The organism is Clostridium acidisoli DSM 12555, from assembly GCF_900176305.1.
GTDB lineage: Bacteria > Bacillota > Clostridia > Clostridiales > Clostridiaceae > Clostridium_I > Clostridium_I acidisoli.
In genome coordinates, this window is record NZ_FWXH01000014.1 from 21,156 (window position 1) to 39,772 (window position 18,617).

An 18,617-nucleotide genomic window follows, 5' to 3' on the forward strand; every position below is an offset into this window, starting at 1 on the left:
ATACGTTATTTTCATAATTGACATATTACACTATTTTTTCTAATAACACTATAAAATTGAATATTATATACGATAATATACTAATTAAAATCATTCTGGAGGTAATAGTATGTCAATTAATTCTATTGGGTCATCAACAGTATATTCGAATAATAATATAACTGTTAAGCAACCACCTGATAATTCTTGTGAATATTCTAAAGGACCTATTGGATGTCTACACATTGATTCAGCAACAGGAAAACTCACTGAGGTTGTAGCGGGGGAAGACACAATACAAGCAGCTAATTTTGATAAAAGCAAAATTTACGTGGAAGATGCTCTAGTTCGATATGATTATAATACTGGAGAAAATGAATTTGTTACTTATAATAGCAAGGGACAAATGAATGCTCCTAGCTCCAGAGCAGATACCTACTCTGACGTTTTCTCTTTAAGTAATAGAGGAGAAACTTCTCAGCAAAAGATTTTAGATGATCTGGACACTTCTTTTTCTGCATATAGACCAATGAGCAATAATATTCCGCAAAAGAAAGAAACATTAGCTGAGTACGATGAAGCGTCTGATAAAATACAAGCTGAAAATCAAAAAATGCAAAGTCAATATGAGGCAGTATTACATCAATACGATAGCTACTTAACACCAATTGCAGATTCAACGAATACTTATCTTTTAGAACTTCAAAATCAGAACATTCATAGTGCAGCTAACAATTTAACAGATGTGCCTACAGGCGATGGGAACTATCTTGCAGAATCCATAGTAGCCTATGATAAGGCAAAGACAGAGATTCAAGATACCTATTCTAGTGATAATATAGCAAAACGAGCAGAAGAACAAGGAATTAGTGATGTAGATGGCTACACTAAACAGCAGCAAACTCAGGAGAAAGCAGAATTGCAAAACCTTAATCAATACTATTCTAAAGATACAGGTGAAAACATTGATGCACAAGCTAATAATCTAAATGCATTTTTTAATGGTGCCAAATCCATTAATGATCCCAATGAAACGTCCATTAGTAATTCACTTGTAGATATGGAAAAACAGCTTTTCTCTGTATATAGTCAGTTTAAACAAGATAATAATATTGACTATTCTAATGAAAGTGTAGAGGATATTGCAAAGAAATTTGAGGACTATAGTCAAGATAAGGTAACAGTAGCAGCAGATATTTCTGGAACAAGCTTCACCTATAAGGATATAGTTTCTGCTGGACAGGTTCTTAATGACGCATTTGCGGTTTCCAATACAAGCAATACAGTTGATGCTTATAAGGCAGCACTAGGAAATTCAAAAGTCTCTTATGTTGCTGTGCATGACATGACAAATTCTGCTGGAGCACTTCTATTACAAGCATATAACAAGCATATTTATAATCAAGAAAGCAGTGCAAACAAGGACATAGATACAGAGTATTCTAATGAAGCATATAAACAGCTTAAAAACTTAGATATTTCTGGTGCTAGTGCATTTCAAAATAGCTTTGATAGCATTCTACAAAAATATTTTGAAAATGGTCATGATAATAGTTATGTAGCAGAGCTCCAAAGTTCATTTGCTGTCTTTGCAAAACAATTTTTTAGCTAAGTCCTATTATAGACATGTAAAAAACAATAGAAGTTAACGGCAGAAGAGCAACCCTCTTCTGCCGTTAACTTCTATTGTTAGTGCAAAGATAAAAGTCTTAAGTATGACATCGCTTTTAATAAATGTCCATGGATGGTGTGATTATGGATTTAGCTAAGTATAGAATAGAAAAAGCTCATGATGATTTTTATTTTTTGCAACATACTAATACATAAAATTAATAAAAAATATGGATGCGGGACAAATATTTGCTAATTTCGACATTCACATTATGATATAATCCCCTATATGTTCATAAAATATAGATATTTTATGAATAAAGGGGAATTTTTATGTTGAGAATAAAAAAAATTATTTCGGCAAGCCTGATTGTTTTTTTAATAACATCAGTATTACCAATTACGGTGAATGCAGAACAAGCGGGTGCTAATAATGTAAGTACTCGAAAAATTCAAACAAAAAAAATCAAGAAGAAAAAAGTAGGTAAAATTACAAAAGAATTAACAGATCAAAGAACTAAAAATAGTAAAAAATATGAAAAAGATGATGGAAGTTATGAAGTAGCAGAATATAAAACACCAATTCATTATCTAGATAATGGGAAATGGAAGGATATTGATAACAGTTTAGAAGATTCTAAGGACAATGGTTATTTAGAGAATAAACAAAATGATTTTAAAATTGAAATAGCTAAGAATTCGGCTACGAAAAAGCTTGTAGACCTTAAAAAGGATAAGTATGAAATTTCATGGAATTTGGAAGATGCCAAGGGAGCACAAGGGAACATTGTTGCAACAAATGATAATGAATTAAATAAGGACATAAATAAAAGTGCAGATGATGAAATAAAAAAGGATGCGGATTTGTCAGTTGAGAGTTCAACTGATAAGCAGGCGGCAAAGGATACTTTAGTTAGTAATGAAAAGGTGAAAACTTTAAAAAATTTAACTTCAACTATTAATTTTTCAAACATATTCTCAAACACTGATTTACAGTATGTATTGAATGGTAGTGATGTGAAAGAAAATATTGTAATAAACAAAGCTAGTGATAACACGGAGTACAAATTTAATTTAAATTTAAAAAATGTTACACCAGTTTTACAGCAAGATAAGTCAATAATATTTTATGACTCAAATGATAAAACAAAACAGGTATTTAAGATAGCAGCACCTATTATGTATGATAAATCAGGTGAAGGTAGTAATAGTATAGATGTTAGTATTAATGAAGCAAAAGATGGATATGTATTAACATTAACACCGAATAAGGATTGGTTAAATAGTAATGATAGGGTGTATCCTGTAACTGTAGATCCATCTATGACTACATCTTTAGACAGAACAAATATTCATGATAATTTTGTGTGCTCAAATGATCCAAGCAATAAAGCACAAAATCAATATGTAAGAGTTGGACAAACACCAGTTGTAGGAACAACAAGAACTTATATTAAATTTGATTTACCACAACTTTCAACTGGAGATATGATAACTAGTGCAGACTTAAACTTACAATTATGTTCAGGGGTAAGTAAAATTTCTAACAATCAAGTAAATGTACATAAAATAAATCAAGATTTTAATCCAGATACTATTTCATGGGGAACACAGCCGAGCTATGATTCTAATGTTGAAGCACTTAGCAATATAAGTTCAAACCAAGATCAGTGGGTTAATTGGGATATCACTAGTATTGCCAAGCAATGGTTTACTCAGGGAAATAATTATGGCTTAATGCTAGAGGAAGATAATGGTGGGAATTATAGTGCTTTTTGGTCATCTGACATATATTCAACCTATGCTTCGGCAAGACCACAAGTTACTTTTAATTATATAAATAATAGCGGTATAGAAGATTATTGGACTTATCACTCACAAGACGTGGGAAGAGCGGGAACTTCCTACTTAAATGATTATAATGGAAATTTAATATTTACACATAGTGATATAGACATGAATGGCAGTAAAATGCCGGTGGCTATTAATCATGTGTTTAATAGCAATGATAAAAACTCAGACATTGGAACAGGAAACGGCTGGAGACTAAATATAAATCAAAGGTTAGAGTTACAAGCCATAAGTGGAACAAACTATTATAAATATACAGATGAAGACGGAACAAGACATTATTTTAAAGATACGGGTTCCTCCCAATTAAGTGATGAATTAAATCTAGGTTTAACGCTTACCAAAGAGACTGATGGAACACTATCTATAAAGGATAAAAAGGATAACAAAATAGACTTTAATGCAGCTAACTGCGATTTAAACTATATCAAAGATGCAAATGGAAACACTATGACATTTGCCTATGGAGGCGGAAATTTTAATGGTGTTAGAAATCTTACCAAGGTTACAGATGGGGCAGGAAGGGTAGTAACATTAAATTATACAGGCAGTTTGCTTACATCAATTGTGGATACTGCCAATAGAAGCACCTACTATAATTATGACGGAAGTGGGAATTTAACATCAATAACATATCCAGATAATAAAACATCCACATACAGCTATGATGGAAATCATAATTTAATGAGTGCTACAAATTATGATGGATATAAAATATCCTATCAATATTATGGAATAGCACCATATAGAGTTAGTGATGTATTAGAATCAAATACAAATGGTACTTTAGGAGACGAATTAGGTGTTTCATATGGAAATAATAGCACTACCTTTACAGATGTAAAAGGAAGAAAAAATGTTTACCAATTTGATAACAGTGGAAAGACCATATCAGTAAAAGATACAGATGGAAGTGCTAAGTATTATCAATATGGTGATACTGCTAATGCTACAAAATTAACATCAGAATCAAAACTAGAAAAGACAGTAGTAAATTTATTAACTAATCATGAACTGGAAAACACAGATTCTTGGGGATCTAGCAGTGATGGTGGCAATGGCACAGGAGGTTTTAGTATAGAGGCAAGTTATCTTGGAAATCAAAGTATAAAGATAACTAAGACAGATAATGTAAGCAGACAATATATGGATCAGTGGCTAACCTTACAAAAAGGAAAAACGTACACATTTTCAGCGTATGTAAAAACTAATAATGTATCAAATAGTAATGGGCAAGGCGCTACTATAGGTGTATATTTTAAAAATAACGCAGGTGCATTTCAATGTAAAGAGACAAAGGCAATAAATGGAACAAAAGATTGGCAAAGGCTTCAAGATACATTTACAGTTCCAAGTGATGCAACAGATGGTGGTGTATGTATAAGAGTAAATTTGCTACAGGAAACAGGTACAGCATATTTTGATAGCATGCAATTAGAAGAAGGAAATATTGCCAATAGATACAACCTGATAGATAATGGAGATCTTACAGGAGCATCAGGTACACCAAATAAATGGGCTTCAAGTGGAATAAGCGGTTCTGATGGATTAGTTATCACAGGTGATTCAGATCATCCAAGTAACTTAGATAATAGTGTATATCGAGTTAATGGTGTTTATGGAGTAGAGAAGAGATTATGGCAATCAGTAAATGTACAAGGAAAAGCAGGAGATGTTTATTCATTAGGTGCATGGGGAAAGGCATATTCTGTGCCAAGTGGAACTTTTCAGATTCAAGCAGCATTTATAAATTCCAGTGGAGCACAATGGGTAACTTTTGATTTTAATAAAGCATCAAATGATTGGCAGTATGTTTCAGGCGAATGTATAGCTAACTCGGATTATTCAAGAATAGATGTATATTATCTTTACAAAGACAATGCAAACACAGCATATTTTGATGGAGCACAATTATATAGAGAGGAGTTTGGGGGTAGTTATCAATATGATTCTAAGGGAAATGTTCAATCTACGGCAAGCATTGCAAATCAAAACTCAAATTTTCAATATAACTCAAATAATGATTTGATTCAATCAGTAGACCCTAAAGGTAATTCTTTTAACTATACATATGATGATAAGCATAATTTAACCGCAGCGACTTCATCAGAAAATATTAATTATGGATTTACATATGATAGTTATGGAAATCCTATAACAGCTAAGGTAGGAGATGATTCCAGTTATATAAAATCAAGTTCTACTTATACTCAAAGTGGTGACTATATAAAATCACTTACAGATAGTTTAGGTAATACCGTAAATTATAATTATGATGAAACAAAGGGCTTATTAGGTAGTGTTACAGATGCTAAGGGGAGTACAACAAATAACAGCTACGATAATATGGATAGATTGACTGGTACTAATAAAACTGTAAATGGACAACAGGTAAGCAATAACTATAGTTATCAAAATGACAAGATAAGTCAAATTACTCATAATGGTTTTAACTATAATTTTGCATATGATTCATTAGGGAATAATACTACCGTGGCTGTAGGAAATCAGAATTTGATTACCAACACTTATGAACCAAGGACAAGTATACTCCAGCAATCAACTTATGGAAATGGACAAGTGGTAAGCAATAACTATGATAATTTAGATAGGGTTACGGCAAAGAATTTTAATGGTAAAACAAGATATACTTATCAATATGATGGAAGTGGGAATTTAGGATATCAGCAGGATATATTGAATGGTGTAAATTATAATTATATTTATGATAGTTCAAATAGACTTACTAGTGCAGTGGATTCTAATGGAAATTTCTTGAATTATCAATATGACTTAAACAATAATGTAAGTAGTGTTATTGATAATGTAAGTAATAAGGGATACATAACAAGTTATGGATATGATAAGGATAATAAGCAAACACAAGTAAGCTATACAAGATCTAATAGTAATTCAGAATTATTTCCGCTAAATGGAACAGAGTACGGAACTAATGGAACTAGGCCAATGGGATCTAATATAAATACATCAGTGACAGGAACAGCAACAATTAAAAATGTAACATCAGAAGGCTATGATGTAGTAGCAACAGTAACATCAGCACAAGGTGGGATAAAGCAAGTAGTATTCCCGACATGGACAAACAATAATGGACAAGATGACTTAATATGGGAAAATCCAACGAATGTATCTGAAAACACTTATGCATATCATGTAAATAGAAGTGATCATAAGAATGAGTATGGAGCTTATACTACACACGTATATATATATGATAATGCTGGAAATGTTAAAGTAATACCATTAAGCACTACATTAGCAAGTACAGCAACTAATATAACAGCAGTAATAAAAAATGTTGATTGCAATGGTTATGATGTAGTAGCAACAGTAACATCAGCGCAAGGTGGGATAAAACAAGTAGTATTCCCAACATGGACAAGTAATAATGGACAAGATGACTTGATATGGGGAAATCCAACCAGTGTATCTGGAAACACTTATACTTATCATGTAAATAGAAGTGATCATAAAAATGAATATGGAGCCTATATTACACATGTATATTTACATGATAATTCTGGTAATTGCATTGTAGTTCCAACTGGAGTAACTCTAAATAGCACTAACTTGGGAATTACTGCAAACATAACAAATGTAACTGCTAATGGTTATGATGTAGTAGCAACGGTAACACCAGATGCAAATGGAATAAACAGAGTAGTCTTTCCAACATGGACAAGTAATAAATGGCAAGATGACTTGATATGGGGAAATCCAACAAGTGTATCTGGTGATACTTATACATATCATGTAAATAGAAGTGATCATAAAAATGAATATGGAGCTTATAACACACATGCTTATGTATATGACAATTCAGGAAACTGTGTTGTAGCAGGAACAGCTACAACTTTATATGCACCAGTAGATGGAATAGATATGACAAATGATTCCGGAAAGACTGTGATGCTTGCAGATGGTGTTGGAACTGCGGTGTACAGCCTAGGAATAAATAAAAATGCAGGAACATTGAGTACTAGGTTTAAGACTAATGTAACAGGAGCAATGAGATTTGTAATGGCAGCTCAAGGGAAAAATGACGAAGGCCTGTATTTGTACTTAGGAACAGATGATAAATTGAAAATAGCAGTAAGAAACAATGCTGGAAATATGGTTGATGTAGCAAGTACAAGTGACGTAATAAGTGCAAATCAGTGGTACTTCACAGCAGTAAACTGGCAGGTGCAGAACGGAACATTAAATGTTACACTGTATTTAAACGATAAAAGTTATACGGGAAGTACAACAGATTTTAAGGACTTTAGTGGAGCAAATGTGAGTTTAGGAGCATCAGAAACAGGAAATCTCCCACTAAAAGGAGAAATGGAACAATTTTCATATTCTGGCTCAACAATGAGCAGTACTGACATACAAAATGTGAGTAAGGGTTCAAGTAATAATGTTGTAAATTATTCATATGATAATTTAGCTAGATTAAGTAGCGAAACAGTTAATACAGGAACAGCAACAAATACTATAAGTTATAGTTATTTACCGGGTACAGCGGGAAGTGGTTCAACCTCAGCAAAGGTGGCATCAATAAATAATAATGGAAATCAAATTTCCTACACATATGATGCTAATGAGAACATAAAGACAATAATGCAAAATGGAAAAATAATAACTTATACCTACAATGAACTAAATGAAGTAACAAGAGAAGACAATCAAGTATTAAATGAAACAATAACTTACGCCTATGATGCTGGTGGGAACATAACCAGTAAGACAGTATATCCATATACAACAGGAACATTAAGCACAGCAACAAGCACGATAAACTATGGCTATGGAGATTCAAATTGGAAAGACAAGTTAACAAGTTATAATGGAAAATCTATAACATATGATGCCATAGGAAACCCTCTAAATGATGGAACTTACAATTATAGCTGGGAAGAAGGAAGACAGCTAGCAGGAATATCAGGAAATGGTAAGACAATAGCCTATAAGTATAATGATTCAGGAATAAGAACGCAAAAGACAGTAAATGGAGTTACAACAAATTATCGACTAGAAGGAGATAAGGTAACATACGAAGATAATGGAACAAATAAGATTTATTATACTTATGACAGTGCAGGCAGTTTGTTATCTATGAATTTAAATGGTACGGAGTACTACTACATGAAAAATGCCCAAGGCGATATAATAGGAATGTTTGACAAAACAGGAACACAGGTAGTAAGTTATACTTATGATACGTGGGGTAAACTTATATCAACTACAGGAAGTCTTGCTTCAACTGTTGGAGCTGTGAATCCGTATTTATACAGAGGGTACAGGTATGATACCGAGACAGGACTTTATTATCTACAATCAAGGTACTATAATCCTGATTGGGGTAGATTTATTAATGCAGATGGAATAGCAGCAAATACAGGTGAGCTATTATCAGGAAATATGTTTGCATACAGTAAGAATAATCCTGTAAATATGTCAGATGCAAATGGAGATAGACCAGCATATATAGGAGAAACTGCTGATGATGTAGAAGCTTCAGTTGCAGCCACTAGTAGAATGTTGAGTAAAACAAGAAGTGTTGCTAACAGGTATTCGAGTTCATCATTTGATTATGCGGCAAGTGCATTTAAGAATACTCAAGCAGCGGTAGGAGATAAGGCAGGCTCAAGAACAGCAGTTAGAGTTGCTAAAAAGTGGGTTGCAGGGGCGTTAGCGACATTTAAACTTGTAGAGAAACCAACTGTAGGGGAGCTTATTAAATCAAAGGCATTGGGTGCATTTGGTTCAATTACATTTACGTCTAAGGATGTTATCACAAGTGTAAGCAATAAACAGTATGTTGGTGCTTGTATGGACTTAGTATCAGGAGCGGCAGGAATAGGAGTAGGAATGGCACTAGAAGGAATAGGGGCTGCTATTGTTACAACTTTTGCAGCACCAGAAATACTAGTTGGTGCTGCCGTGGTTCTTGCAGGAATAGGTGCATCCATGTTTTTCGATTATGCAGAAGATAGAATAAAGAAAAAATACTATGGGGGCAATTAATAATGAAAGATAGAAAAGGAATTAAGGGTTTAGGTTTAGTAGGGGTTTTTTTAGGATTAATTCTAAGTAAGTTAATAAGTGCATATGGTGGGGATAATGTAAAATTGACAGTAATTAGTGGAATATGTGTTGTATATGTAGTAATAGTTTTACTCATAGCATATAAAGGATATAAATCAGTTGCATTTATTCTGTTTATTGTAATGTTACCAATCTTTATAGGTGTAACAGGTGCATATTTAGATAATTTGTATATAATGATAGGAAGTATACTATTATTTTTTATTGTGCTATTTGGAGTTACCAAATATCTAAATAGTAAAAATAAATAATATAATCGATGCAAAAACATTATTGAACATACTGCAAAAGATAAACTTATAATTAAAATACTGGAAGGTTAAGGATTTAGAATACATGAATATAATCTAGGAAACTGCATGATAATAATTCTGTAGTAAGTAGTAACTAAAATCATAAATAAACAAGAATTATAACTAATAACAAGCGAAATTGAGTTCAAAAAATGGAATGTAAAGCTAAATGAAATTTGTTAGTAAGAAAGCCAATGGGGACACCTGTTGGCTTTTGATTTTAGTAATTCAAGGGTAGCATTTGGCTCAAAGATTGGAGCACTATCAATTCCTATCGTAGGAGCCATGGCACTTATGGGTATAGACGTTAGCTATAGGAGGATTGGATTATATTTCAAAACAAAAATTAGGTTTAAATTAGCATGACAAATGAAAAGAGAGGTGTAAATTTAGATGAATTTAATTAATAAAATAAGAAAATTAATAAATCAACCATCAGACAAAGTAAATCCAAATATTTTTATAGCAATTTCCTTGATTATGATAATAATGAGCAAATTTGTTGATCCTAAAATTATAATTGTTTTTGCAATATTCACAACATTAGTTATGTTGTTGTATATAATTATGTCTATTATTAATCAGGAAGATATTACAAAAATATTAATATATCTAATAGCAATGCTTTTGTCATTTTGTATGATTATCATGTACTATATGAAGTTAAAGGGATTAGATTTAAGCATTAGTGGTATAATTATACCGATAGCATTGATGCTTCTATTTATTACTGGATATATGAATGTGAAGAAATCAAGAGATAATGAAAGAATTAATCGAGTGAAATTTTCATTAACATTGGCAATAATATTTTTCATATACACATTATTTTTTTAATCAAAGAAAATTTGTTTCTAAAATGACATTAATATGATAAGGTAAAGCCTATTTAACTACAAAAATATTATTAAATATACTGGGAAAATGCAGAGTTGTAATTAATGTGATTTAAAGTTAATCCTTTGAATACATTGAGTCCAAGCTTACCATAATAGGATATGCCCTATAACATCTAAATGTACATCAAAAAATGAGCAACTAAAGTATGAGTCAGATAACGAAAAACTTTATTCCTTGTATAATCCAAGCTAAGAATAAAACACCAACAGGTATTAAAACTACTTATTGGTGTTTTTTTAGCTATATTCTAATAGCAGTAATATACGTGTTAACTCTTTTTCTACGTAAAAATACTTGAAAGGAGAATATTAAAGTCAACAGATTTTGTTTACCATTACAAGCTTTAGAAATTATCTCATTGAAGATCAATATGAAACAACTATGGAGTTACAACAAATTATAGACTAGAAGGAGATAAGGTAACATACGAAGATAATGGAACAATAAGCAGAGAACACAAATCTTTGATTTGTTGTGAGTCGCTTAGCTCTACAGAATTTCTGTAGAGCTTCATTTAATATTTTTAAAATGCCCAAGGCGACATCATAGGAATGTTTGACAAAAAAGGAACACAGGTAGTAATTTATACTTATGATACGTGGGGTAAACTTATATCAACTACAGGAAGTCTTGCTTCAACTGTTGGAGCGGTGAATCCGTATTTATACAGAGGGTATAGGTATGACACCGAAACAGGACTTTATTACTTGCAATCAAGATACTATAATCCTGATTGGGGTAGATTTGTTAATGCAGATGGAATAGCAGCAAATACAGGTGAGCTATTATCAGGAAATATGTTTGCATACAGTAAGAATAATCCTGTAAATATGTCAGATGCAGATGGAGATAGACCAGCATATATAGGAGAAACAGCTTCTGATGTAGAGGCTTCAGTCGCAGCTACTAGTAGAATGTTGACTGGAAGAAGTATAGCAAGACCAGTAGCAAGGAAAGGTAGTACAGTTAATAAAATTGTGCACAACGTTTCTAATGTGACGGGAAGTCCTGGAGGTTCAGCTGCTTTAGCATCAGGAGACGCTTATGTAGCAAGTAAAGTCGTGCAACGATGGGAAAAAAATATATTTATACCAAGAAATCTTAGTGAGGCTGCAGAAGGGGGATTAGGGGCACTTTATACAGCTACAAAATTTTCTAAATTTACGGGTGCACTTTCAGCAGTTGGATTTGGTGTAGGTGTATGGGATAATTTTGCGAACTATAAGCATGGTTGGGCGAGAACAGCTGTAGATGTGGGTGTGTTTGGCATTGGCTGTGTTATTGGAGTCGGAGTAGCAACATTCCTTTCACCAGGTATATTGGCAGTGGGAATTTGTGTAGCAGGTGGAGCTTTACTATCAGCAGGTGGAAATGCAATAAAGGATAGATACTTTAACGATCCTAAATGATAAAATAAGGAGAAAATTATGATAGATTCTTTTAAAAGAAAATTAATTAGCATTTTTGGCTATACAAATTCAAATATTTCTATTTTTGTTAACATTGCAGTTGTATTAATAACTTATTTTACAACAAAGTTATTAGGTAATAATGTAGTGGTTTCTATACTTAGTTGTATATGTGCAGTCTTAATGCTTGGTGCAATAATACAGATTTTAAGAAAAGATAAAAATATTAAAATGATTATATCTTATATTGTAGGCACTTTATTTTCAATATTTGCAACTATCATGGTATATCAAATAAATAAATATAGTAATACAAACAATGATATTATGTTAGCGTATGTAATTAAAATTTCAATTTGTGTCATGGCATTGTTATTTGATATACCTGGAGCGTTTTTTATAATGAATAAAAATAATTCAAAAAGAAAAAAGATATTAATTTTAGCCTGCATGATATACATTACATTGATTGCTGTTGCGTTAATACTGTTTTTCGCGTCTAAGGATATTTGATTTTTAATATGGATATAGAATAAAATGATTGAAAGAATTAAATTAACTGCAGAGTAGATACTATAATCCTGATGGGGGTAGATTTATTAATGCAGATTGAGATAGACCAGCATATATAGGGAAAATGCTGATGCAGCGGTAGGGGATAAATCAGGCTCAAGAACAGCAGTTAGAGTTGCTAAAAAGTGGGTTGCAGGGGCGTTAGCAACATTTAAACTTGTAGAGAAACCAACTGTAGGGGAGCTTATTAAATCAAAGGCATTAGGTGCGGTTGGTTCAATTACATTTACGTCTAAGGATGTTATCACAAGTGTAAGCAATAAACAGTATGTTGGTGCTTGTATGGACTTAGTATCAGGAGCAGCTGGAATAGGAGCAGGAATGGTACTAGAAGGAATAGGTGCCGCTATTGTTACAACTTTTGCATTACCAGAAATAGCAGTTGGTGTCGGCATTTTTGCAGTTGGTGTTGGAGTAGGTGTGTTAATAGATTATGGCACAGATGCAGTAAAAAGTGAATACTATAGGAGGAAACGGTAATAATGAAAAAAGTAAAGTATATGGGGATTGCAGGGGTTATTATTGGCATGATTTTTAGTAAAATACTAGGTAGTTATTTTGGAAATGATGTAAGGATAATATTAATGTCTTTTTCAATAGTATGTGTAATTAGTGTTATATTATACTTAGTTTTAAATAAAAGTTATAAAGTAGCAATAATGTTTTTTTTAATGTTAATACCATTAATTATTGGATTTCTAGGTATATATTTTCATAATATATATTTGGTATTCGGAGGTCTTATATTATTTTTTATTATATCAATAATATTGCTTCAATATTTGAAGAAATTAAAAAGATAAAATATAGAGTTTTAGAAAGTTAAGATTTAGGATGATTTCAGTAACAGTATGATTATAATTATGTAGTTAAAAGTAATAACGGGAAAAGTTCAACAGGTACTAATAATACTTGTTGACTTTTTTTACAAAAAATATCATGATGTAAATAATGTATGATACAAAAAATACCATTAGAAAAACCAATGAAAAATATAGACAATAAGCCTTAAATTTTTGAAAGCATTAAGAAGAATGAAAAACTAATGATGCTACAAGCTTACTTAATCATTGCCGCAAATAAGCTGTTTTCAGGTAAACTTTTGAAACATCCAGTGCTAAATTCATGATTTCAAACAGTGATGCACTGTAGCAATGTAGCAAGTATAAGAAATTAAGATAGGGGAGAATAAGATGAAATATTTTACTGATGAATTATGGTGTGGCATAAATAGTGAATCAGAAAAAGAAAGAGAAAATGCAAGTTCTAAATGGGAAAAAATCTTGATAAATATTGTTAAATATTTGAAGACGTGAAAAAAGTTGCCTAAAAACTTTTTAAAGATATATATGAAGGAGGAAGGCTTTCATGATTACAATCTTAAAAATTTTCAGGTGATTCATGGAAGAAGTGGATACAAAGATCCGGTGGCTGTTAGTATAGTTATTACTGATACAGAACATACGTGGAATATTTTGTATAATAAAATAAAAAAAGTAGCTATTAATTATGAACAAGAAACTGAAGGATTTGAGAGAAAACGAAAAGAATATAGAGGATTTGATGATTATGGATATGATGAATTTTTTCAAATAGATGAAAAAACATTATCCCATGAAATACTTTTTGCATCAGGAGCAACTATCTTGGTACATTTTCAAAAGATTTCTATAACTAAGATAAAAACGACTATTAATGAAAGAGGAGAAAATATAAAATGATTGGTTTGGATATTAGAGTTAAGAATGAATATAGTAACTATTTATATAAAATTTTTAATGGAATTGATTTTCTAAATTATGTGTGGCAGATAAATACTGATGACTTTTTATATTTAGATGATGGAAATAAAAAAGAGGATTTTTTTAAATCCAATGTTTTGAGTGTAGGAGAATTTTTTAAAAGTATATCAAGAGATAGTTATTATATGATATTTACTGATATAAAAGCGTATCATATAGGAAATGATTGTAGTGAGATTAAAACATTTAAAGATTTTTTAGAAAGCAATTGCGAATTGGCTCTTCTTTGTACAGATTCAACTTTTATTGAATTTTACTGCAAAGATAAAGATATATTAGAAAAAGTATATAATAATTGCATGAATAATAGTTTTGAACATGTAAAATATGTAACTATAGAGGAAGCTTTAGAAAGGAATTTAATTGCTTGGGAGGTGAGGTGGATTTCATATAGTAGTAATTTATAGGTAGCATTTTGGGACAAGCTGAAGAAAATCTATGAAACATAAGGAGTAGGGCATATAGGTAATGAAAAAGATACAAAACAAATATTGATTAAACAATAAACAGATAAATCCTAATTTGACAATTTTAAAAAATAAGTTGAAATATATTTTAAAGCATTATATGATGAATTCAGGCATCGATGTACTCTATTAAAAAGAAGGTAAATTATGAAGGTTAATATTGAAATGATACCATCATATAAAATTGCTTATATACGAAGAACAGGCCCCTACGGTTCAGGGAATGTTCAAATAATGGAGCAATTAAAAAGTTGGGCTAAAGAAAAAAACTTATTTAATGAAAGTTCAATCATATTAGGAATAGCCCAAGATAATCCTCAATTAACAGAACCTAAAGATTGTCGTTATGATACCTGTTTGGTTGTTTCGGATGAATTTAGGATTGATAATAAGTATATTAATTTTGGAGAAACTACTGGAGGAAAATATTGCGTATTTAAAATAAGTCACACAGTAGATGCTATGCAAAAAGCATGGATGGACATATTTTTGGAGTTATCAAAAAGAAGTTATAAATTTGATGATAGAAAGCCTGTTCTTGAACGCTATGCCGTGCAGATGATAAATAGGCATTATTGCGAGATTTGCGTACCAATATTATAAAAAATAGGTGCGTTTATCTAAGCACCTATTTTAATAATGTTTAATCTGAAATTTTGTATTCTAATATTGTAAACCAAATATTTTCATAACATCTTTAAATGTATATTTACTACATTGATTATGCATATAATCTTGCACTATATGATTACCCTTATGCTTTTCACAAAGCCTTTGAAAATGTGAAAAGGCTATATCCCATTCATCACAAGTGACATTAAAATCAAAGATTTTATTACCATAGTCATAATAGCTATCATGTGCTGCGCAAATACCATCAAAATTAAACTGACAATTCTTACAAGTCTTATTCATAATACATCTCCCCCTAGTAATTACATAATTTTATTCCTAAAATTAATGATGCAATGATTTCCAAAACTAATTTATTAATGTAAAATTAAGTAATAAATTCAATATTATATTACCATATAATCACCTAATAGTTAAGAGTTTTTGTAATTTTTTTACAATATCGTAAGCAACGATAAAAATTACAATGCAAATAATATATTATGTAGTGGAATTTATGTTAAATTGAAAAATACTAAGGTAATGACTAATGAAATGTTAGCATTAAATGAATATTTTTATTAACCTTTGGAAATACAATTATTAAGGACGGTGATTATAATGGAATATAAATCAGAAAAAGACAGAGAGGATAATAACAAAAGTAAAAATCCTAAACATCCCAATAGGATTACAACAGATTCCAAAACCAAGATGACATTAGAAAACATAAAAGAAGAAATAAAAAAAACAAGAACCTAACAGGGTTCTTGTTTAGCACGTCAGACAGGTCTAGATAGAGAAGCTTAGTTTATTTATTGTCCTCATATAAGAAATTTTTTATAAGATTGTGATTTAAAATATCATCATTATATTCTAGCTGCTTAAGAGTATCTTTTTTCTCATCTACCAAACTACTTGTTGATGGTATTTGCTTTCCAGATTTAATATCATAATAAGTATCTGTATAAGCTACGTAAAAAACATTACCGTTAGTAAAAGAACTATCTCTGAGAGAGACAATGTTAGTCGTAGCATTTAATAAATCTTTTCCAAACATATATTTTTTATTTAAGTTAAAAAGGTTAGCAATAGTTGGATAAAGATCTACTTGGCCCGCAGGCAGGCTGTTGATACCTTTGTTGGCGTCATATGGAAAGTGAATCATCATTGGTACCTTTTGAAGATTTTCCCAATCTAAATCTGTAGCATTTTTTATACCTTCAATGTCGTATAAACTCTGAGCCTCATATTTAGGAATGGCAAAATGATCTCCATAAACTACAAGTATAGAATTCTTTAAAATACCTTCCTTATCAAGTTTGTCCAGAAACATACCAAGCTGAGCATCAGTGTAATGAATTCCGTTCATGTAATTACCAATAAGACTACCCTTATATTTGCCAAGGTTTAAATCATTACCATAACCCTTTTGATCATCATAAGGTATATGGCTACTTAAAGTAATCATAAAAGAATAATATGGTTGTTTATAGGTCTTCAGTTTTTCTAAAGTCTGATTAAAAAATGACTTATCACTTAAACCAAGACCAACTTGTTCATCAATATTGTAGTCTTTTTCAGAACAATAATTACTAAAATCCTCAGCCTTATACATTACATTTCTATTCCAAAATCCATCTTCGTAACCATTTAGGGCCACGGTAAAATATCCTTTGCTATTAAATTGTTTTGCAGTGGAGTTAAAAGTATTCCCAGGATAAAGCTCATATGCAGCACCAGTAGGAGCAGGATATAAGGAATTCAGCGATAAAAATTCAGCATCTGATGTATTACCAGCAGCAACTTGGTAGTAATAATTGTTGAAATATAAACTTTTAGCAAGCCATCTATTTAGATTAGGAGTAATCTCTGCACCATTGATTTTTTTACCAATAACAAATTGTTGAAGTGCTTCCACTTGAATTACAATCAAATTTTTACCTTGTCCAGCACCTTTGAGCATTGTACCAGTAGGGATATCTTTCTTATTTAAATACTGTTTTATCTCATTTTGTGTGGCAGAAGGAATTGGTTTTAAATTAGATAATTTTGTTGAAGTTTCGTTATAGCAATCAAGCATATGGTAATTAATATTTCCAATTTTGCTTAGTAAATATATCTTGTTAGACATTGTATGAATTAGTCCTGGTTGCTCAATATCTAAATTGTGAATGCATAGTGCATCACCTGCAGCACCTATAAAAAATACTGTTAAAAAAACAATAAATCGTATATAAAAAGAAGTGTCAACTCTAGATATTTTTTTATATAAAAAAAGTACAGGTATTAAAACAACTATATCTATAAAATAAAAGGCATCTGAAAACTTTAGAAGGGTTTCAACGCTAGAAGATACACTACCAAGCATGGTAGCATTTTTTATTGTGCCTATAGATATAGCATCTTTGGCATACCTATAATATAATGAGTCCGCAAAAACAATTATACTTATTAGTATATCCATAATGTACAGGTATCGTATTCTGTTTTTGTTTTTAAATAAAATGGAAATGCTTGAAATTACAATTACAGAGGAAATAATAGGAATTTTGTAATTTAAGAAATATGGCGAGATTAATTTATTATAATTGATCTCCTTTATAGAAATTATAATAAAAAAATATATAATATCTAAATTGTTTATAAATATTTTTTTTAATATTAATTTTAAGAACTTTATATGATTCATAAATATTAACTACCTTTCTTTAATATAATGTCAAGAGTATACAAAATTTAATAATCAATGAAATATATGGTTACGCATTGTATTAATTGTACAATAATATAGATTTGAAGAATATTAAATTTTTATTAATATTAAAAGGCAAATTAAATATATTGACAACAATATAAAAAATGTTATAATAGTATTCATATATTAATAGTAGGGAATTATAAAAAGGGGGGACGTAGAATATGATGAGTGTAGAAATATATTTCATGACATTTTCATTACGAATGTTGAATTTCTTTGCAGTATCTTTAGTAAAGAGATTTTTT

At 30.8% G+C, this 18,617-nt stretch carries 16 protein-coding genes; 14 read left to right on the forward strand and 2 right to left on the reverse strand.

The genetic code is table 11. From position 1 onward, the window contains the following. Positions 1 to 109: 109 nt before the first annotated feature. The 13 genes from B8978_RS14245 (at position 110) to B8978_RS14295 (ending at position 15,602) form a co-directional block, all read left to right on the forward strand. On the forward strand, positions 110 to 1,591 hold the full coding sequence (locus B8978_RS14245) for a hypothetical protein (protein WP_084116715.1): 1,482 nt from the start codon (positions 110 to 112) through the stop codon (positions 1,589 to 1,591). A gap of 332 nt (positions 1,592 to 1,923) precedes the next feature. Beyond that, positions 1,924 to 9,474 (forward strand): GBS Bsp-like repeat-containing protein, encoded by a 7,551-nt coding sequence (locus B8978_RS14250; protein ID WP_084116716.1) that lies wholly within the window; start codon positions 1,924 to 1,926, stop codon positions 9,472 to 9,474. 2 nt (positions 9,475 to 9,476) lie between these two features. Further along, positions 9,477 to 9,806: a hypothetical protein gene (locus tag B8978_RS14255; RefSeq protein ID WP_084116717.1), complete on the forward strand. Its 330-nt coding sequence runs from the start codon at positions 9,477 to 9,479 to the stop codon at positions 9,804 to 9,806. A gap of 249 nt (positions 9,807 to 10,055) precedes the next feature. Continuing rightward, positions 10,056 to 10,214 carry a hypothetical protein gene (locus tag B8978_RS19910; protein WP_176212707.1) on the forward strand — a complete coding sequence of 53 codons (159 nt, stop codon included), beginning with the start codon at positions 10,056 to 10,058 and terminating at the stop codon, positions 10,212 to 10,214. Between the two features lie 27 nt (positions 10,215 to 10,241). Then, the gene (locus B8978_RS14260) at positions 10,242 to 10,685 is read left to right on the forward strand and encodes a hypothetical protein (protein ID WP_084116718.1); all 444 of its coding nucleotides are present in this window, start codon (positions 10,242 to 10,244) and stop codon (positions 10,683 to 10,685) included. Between the two features lie 614 nt (positions 10,686 to 11,299). After that, entirely contained in the window at positions 11,300 to 12,157 is an 858-nt protein-coding gene (locus B8978_RS14265; RefSeq protein ID WP_084116719.1) for an RHS repeat-associated core domain-containing protein, read from the forward strand. Between the two features lie 18 nt (positions 12,158 to 12,175). Next, the gene (locus tag B8978_RS14270; RefSeq protein ID WP_084116720.1) at positions 12,176 to 12,670 is read left to right on the forward strand and encodes a hypothetical protein; all 495 of its coding nucleotides are present in this window, start codon (positions 12,176 to 12,178) and stop codon (positions 12,668 to 12,670) included. A 342-nt stretch (positions 12,671 to 13,012) separates the two neighbouring features. Continuing rightward, positions 13,013 to 13,210 (forward strand): hypothetical protein, encoded by a 198-nt coding sequence (locus B8978_RS14275; protein WP_084116721.1) that lies wholly within the window; start codon positions 13,013 to 13,015, stop codon positions 13,208 to 13,210. Positions 13,211 to 13,212: 2 nt separating this feature from the next. Beyond that, positions 13,213 to 13,533: a hypothetical protein gene (locus B8978_RS14280; protein ID WP_084116722.1), complete on the forward strand. Its 321-nt coding sequence runs from the start codon at positions 13,213 to 13,215 to the stop codon at positions 13,531 to 13,533. A gap of 390 nt (positions 13,534 to 13,923) precedes the next feature. After that, positions 13,924 to 14,046, forward strand: coding sequence for a hypothetical protein (locus B8978_RS20430; protein WP_278326946.1), 123 nt, complete (start codon positions 13,924 to 13,926; stop codon positions 14,044 to 14,046). 33 nt (positions 14,047 to 14,079) lie between these two features. Next, complete coding sequence (locus B8978_RS14285) at positions 14,080 to 14,451, forward strand: hypothetical protein (RefSeq protein ID WP_139796060.1); 372 nt, start codon at positions 14,080 to 14,082, stop codon at positions 14,449 to 14,451. After that, positions 14,448 to 14,939 (forward strand): DUF2691 family protein, encoded by a 492-nt coding sequence (locus B8978_RS14290; protein ID WP_084116724.1) that lies wholly within the window; start codon positions 14,448 to 14,450, stop codon positions 14,937 to 14,939. Before B8978_RS14285 ends, B8978_RS14290 begins: the two co-directional genes overlap by 4 nt. 207 nt (positions 14,940 to 15,146) lie before the next feature. Further along, complete coding sequence (locus tag B8978_RS14295) at positions 15,147 to 15,602, forward strand: AraC family transcriptional regulator (protein ID WP_084116725.1); 456 nt, start codon at positions 15,147 to 15,149, stop codon at positions 15,600 to 15,602. Between the two features lie 60 nt (positions 15,603 to 15,662). Here B8978_RS14295 and B8978_RS14300 read toward each other — a convergent pair whose 3' ends face one another. Continuing rightward, entirely contained in the window at positions 15,663 to 15,914 is a 252-nt protein-coding gene (locus B8978_RS14300) for a hypothetical protein (RefSeq protein WP_084116726.1), read from the reverse strand. A gap of 318 nt (positions 15,915 to 16,232) precedes the next feature. On the opposite strand from B8978_RS14300, the gene B8978_RS19915 reads away from it, so the two are divergent. Further along, positions 16,233 to 16,373, forward strand: coding sequence for a hypothetical protein (locus B8978_RS19915; RefSeq protein WP_176212708.1), 141 nt, complete (start codon positions 16,233 to 16,235; stop codon positions 16,371 to 16,373). Positions 16,374 to 16,422: 49 nt separating this feature from the next. On the opposite strand, the gene B8978_RS14305 is transcribed toward B8978_RS19915, so the two are convergent. Next, positions 16,423 to 18,303 carry an LTA synthase family protein gene (locus B8978_RS14305; protein WP_084116727.1) on the reverse strand — a complete coding sequence of 627 codons (1,881 nt, stop codon included), beginning with the start codon at positions 18,301 to 18,303 and terminating at the stop codon, positions 16,423 to 16,425. Positions 18,304 to 18,617: the final 314 nt, after the last annotated feature.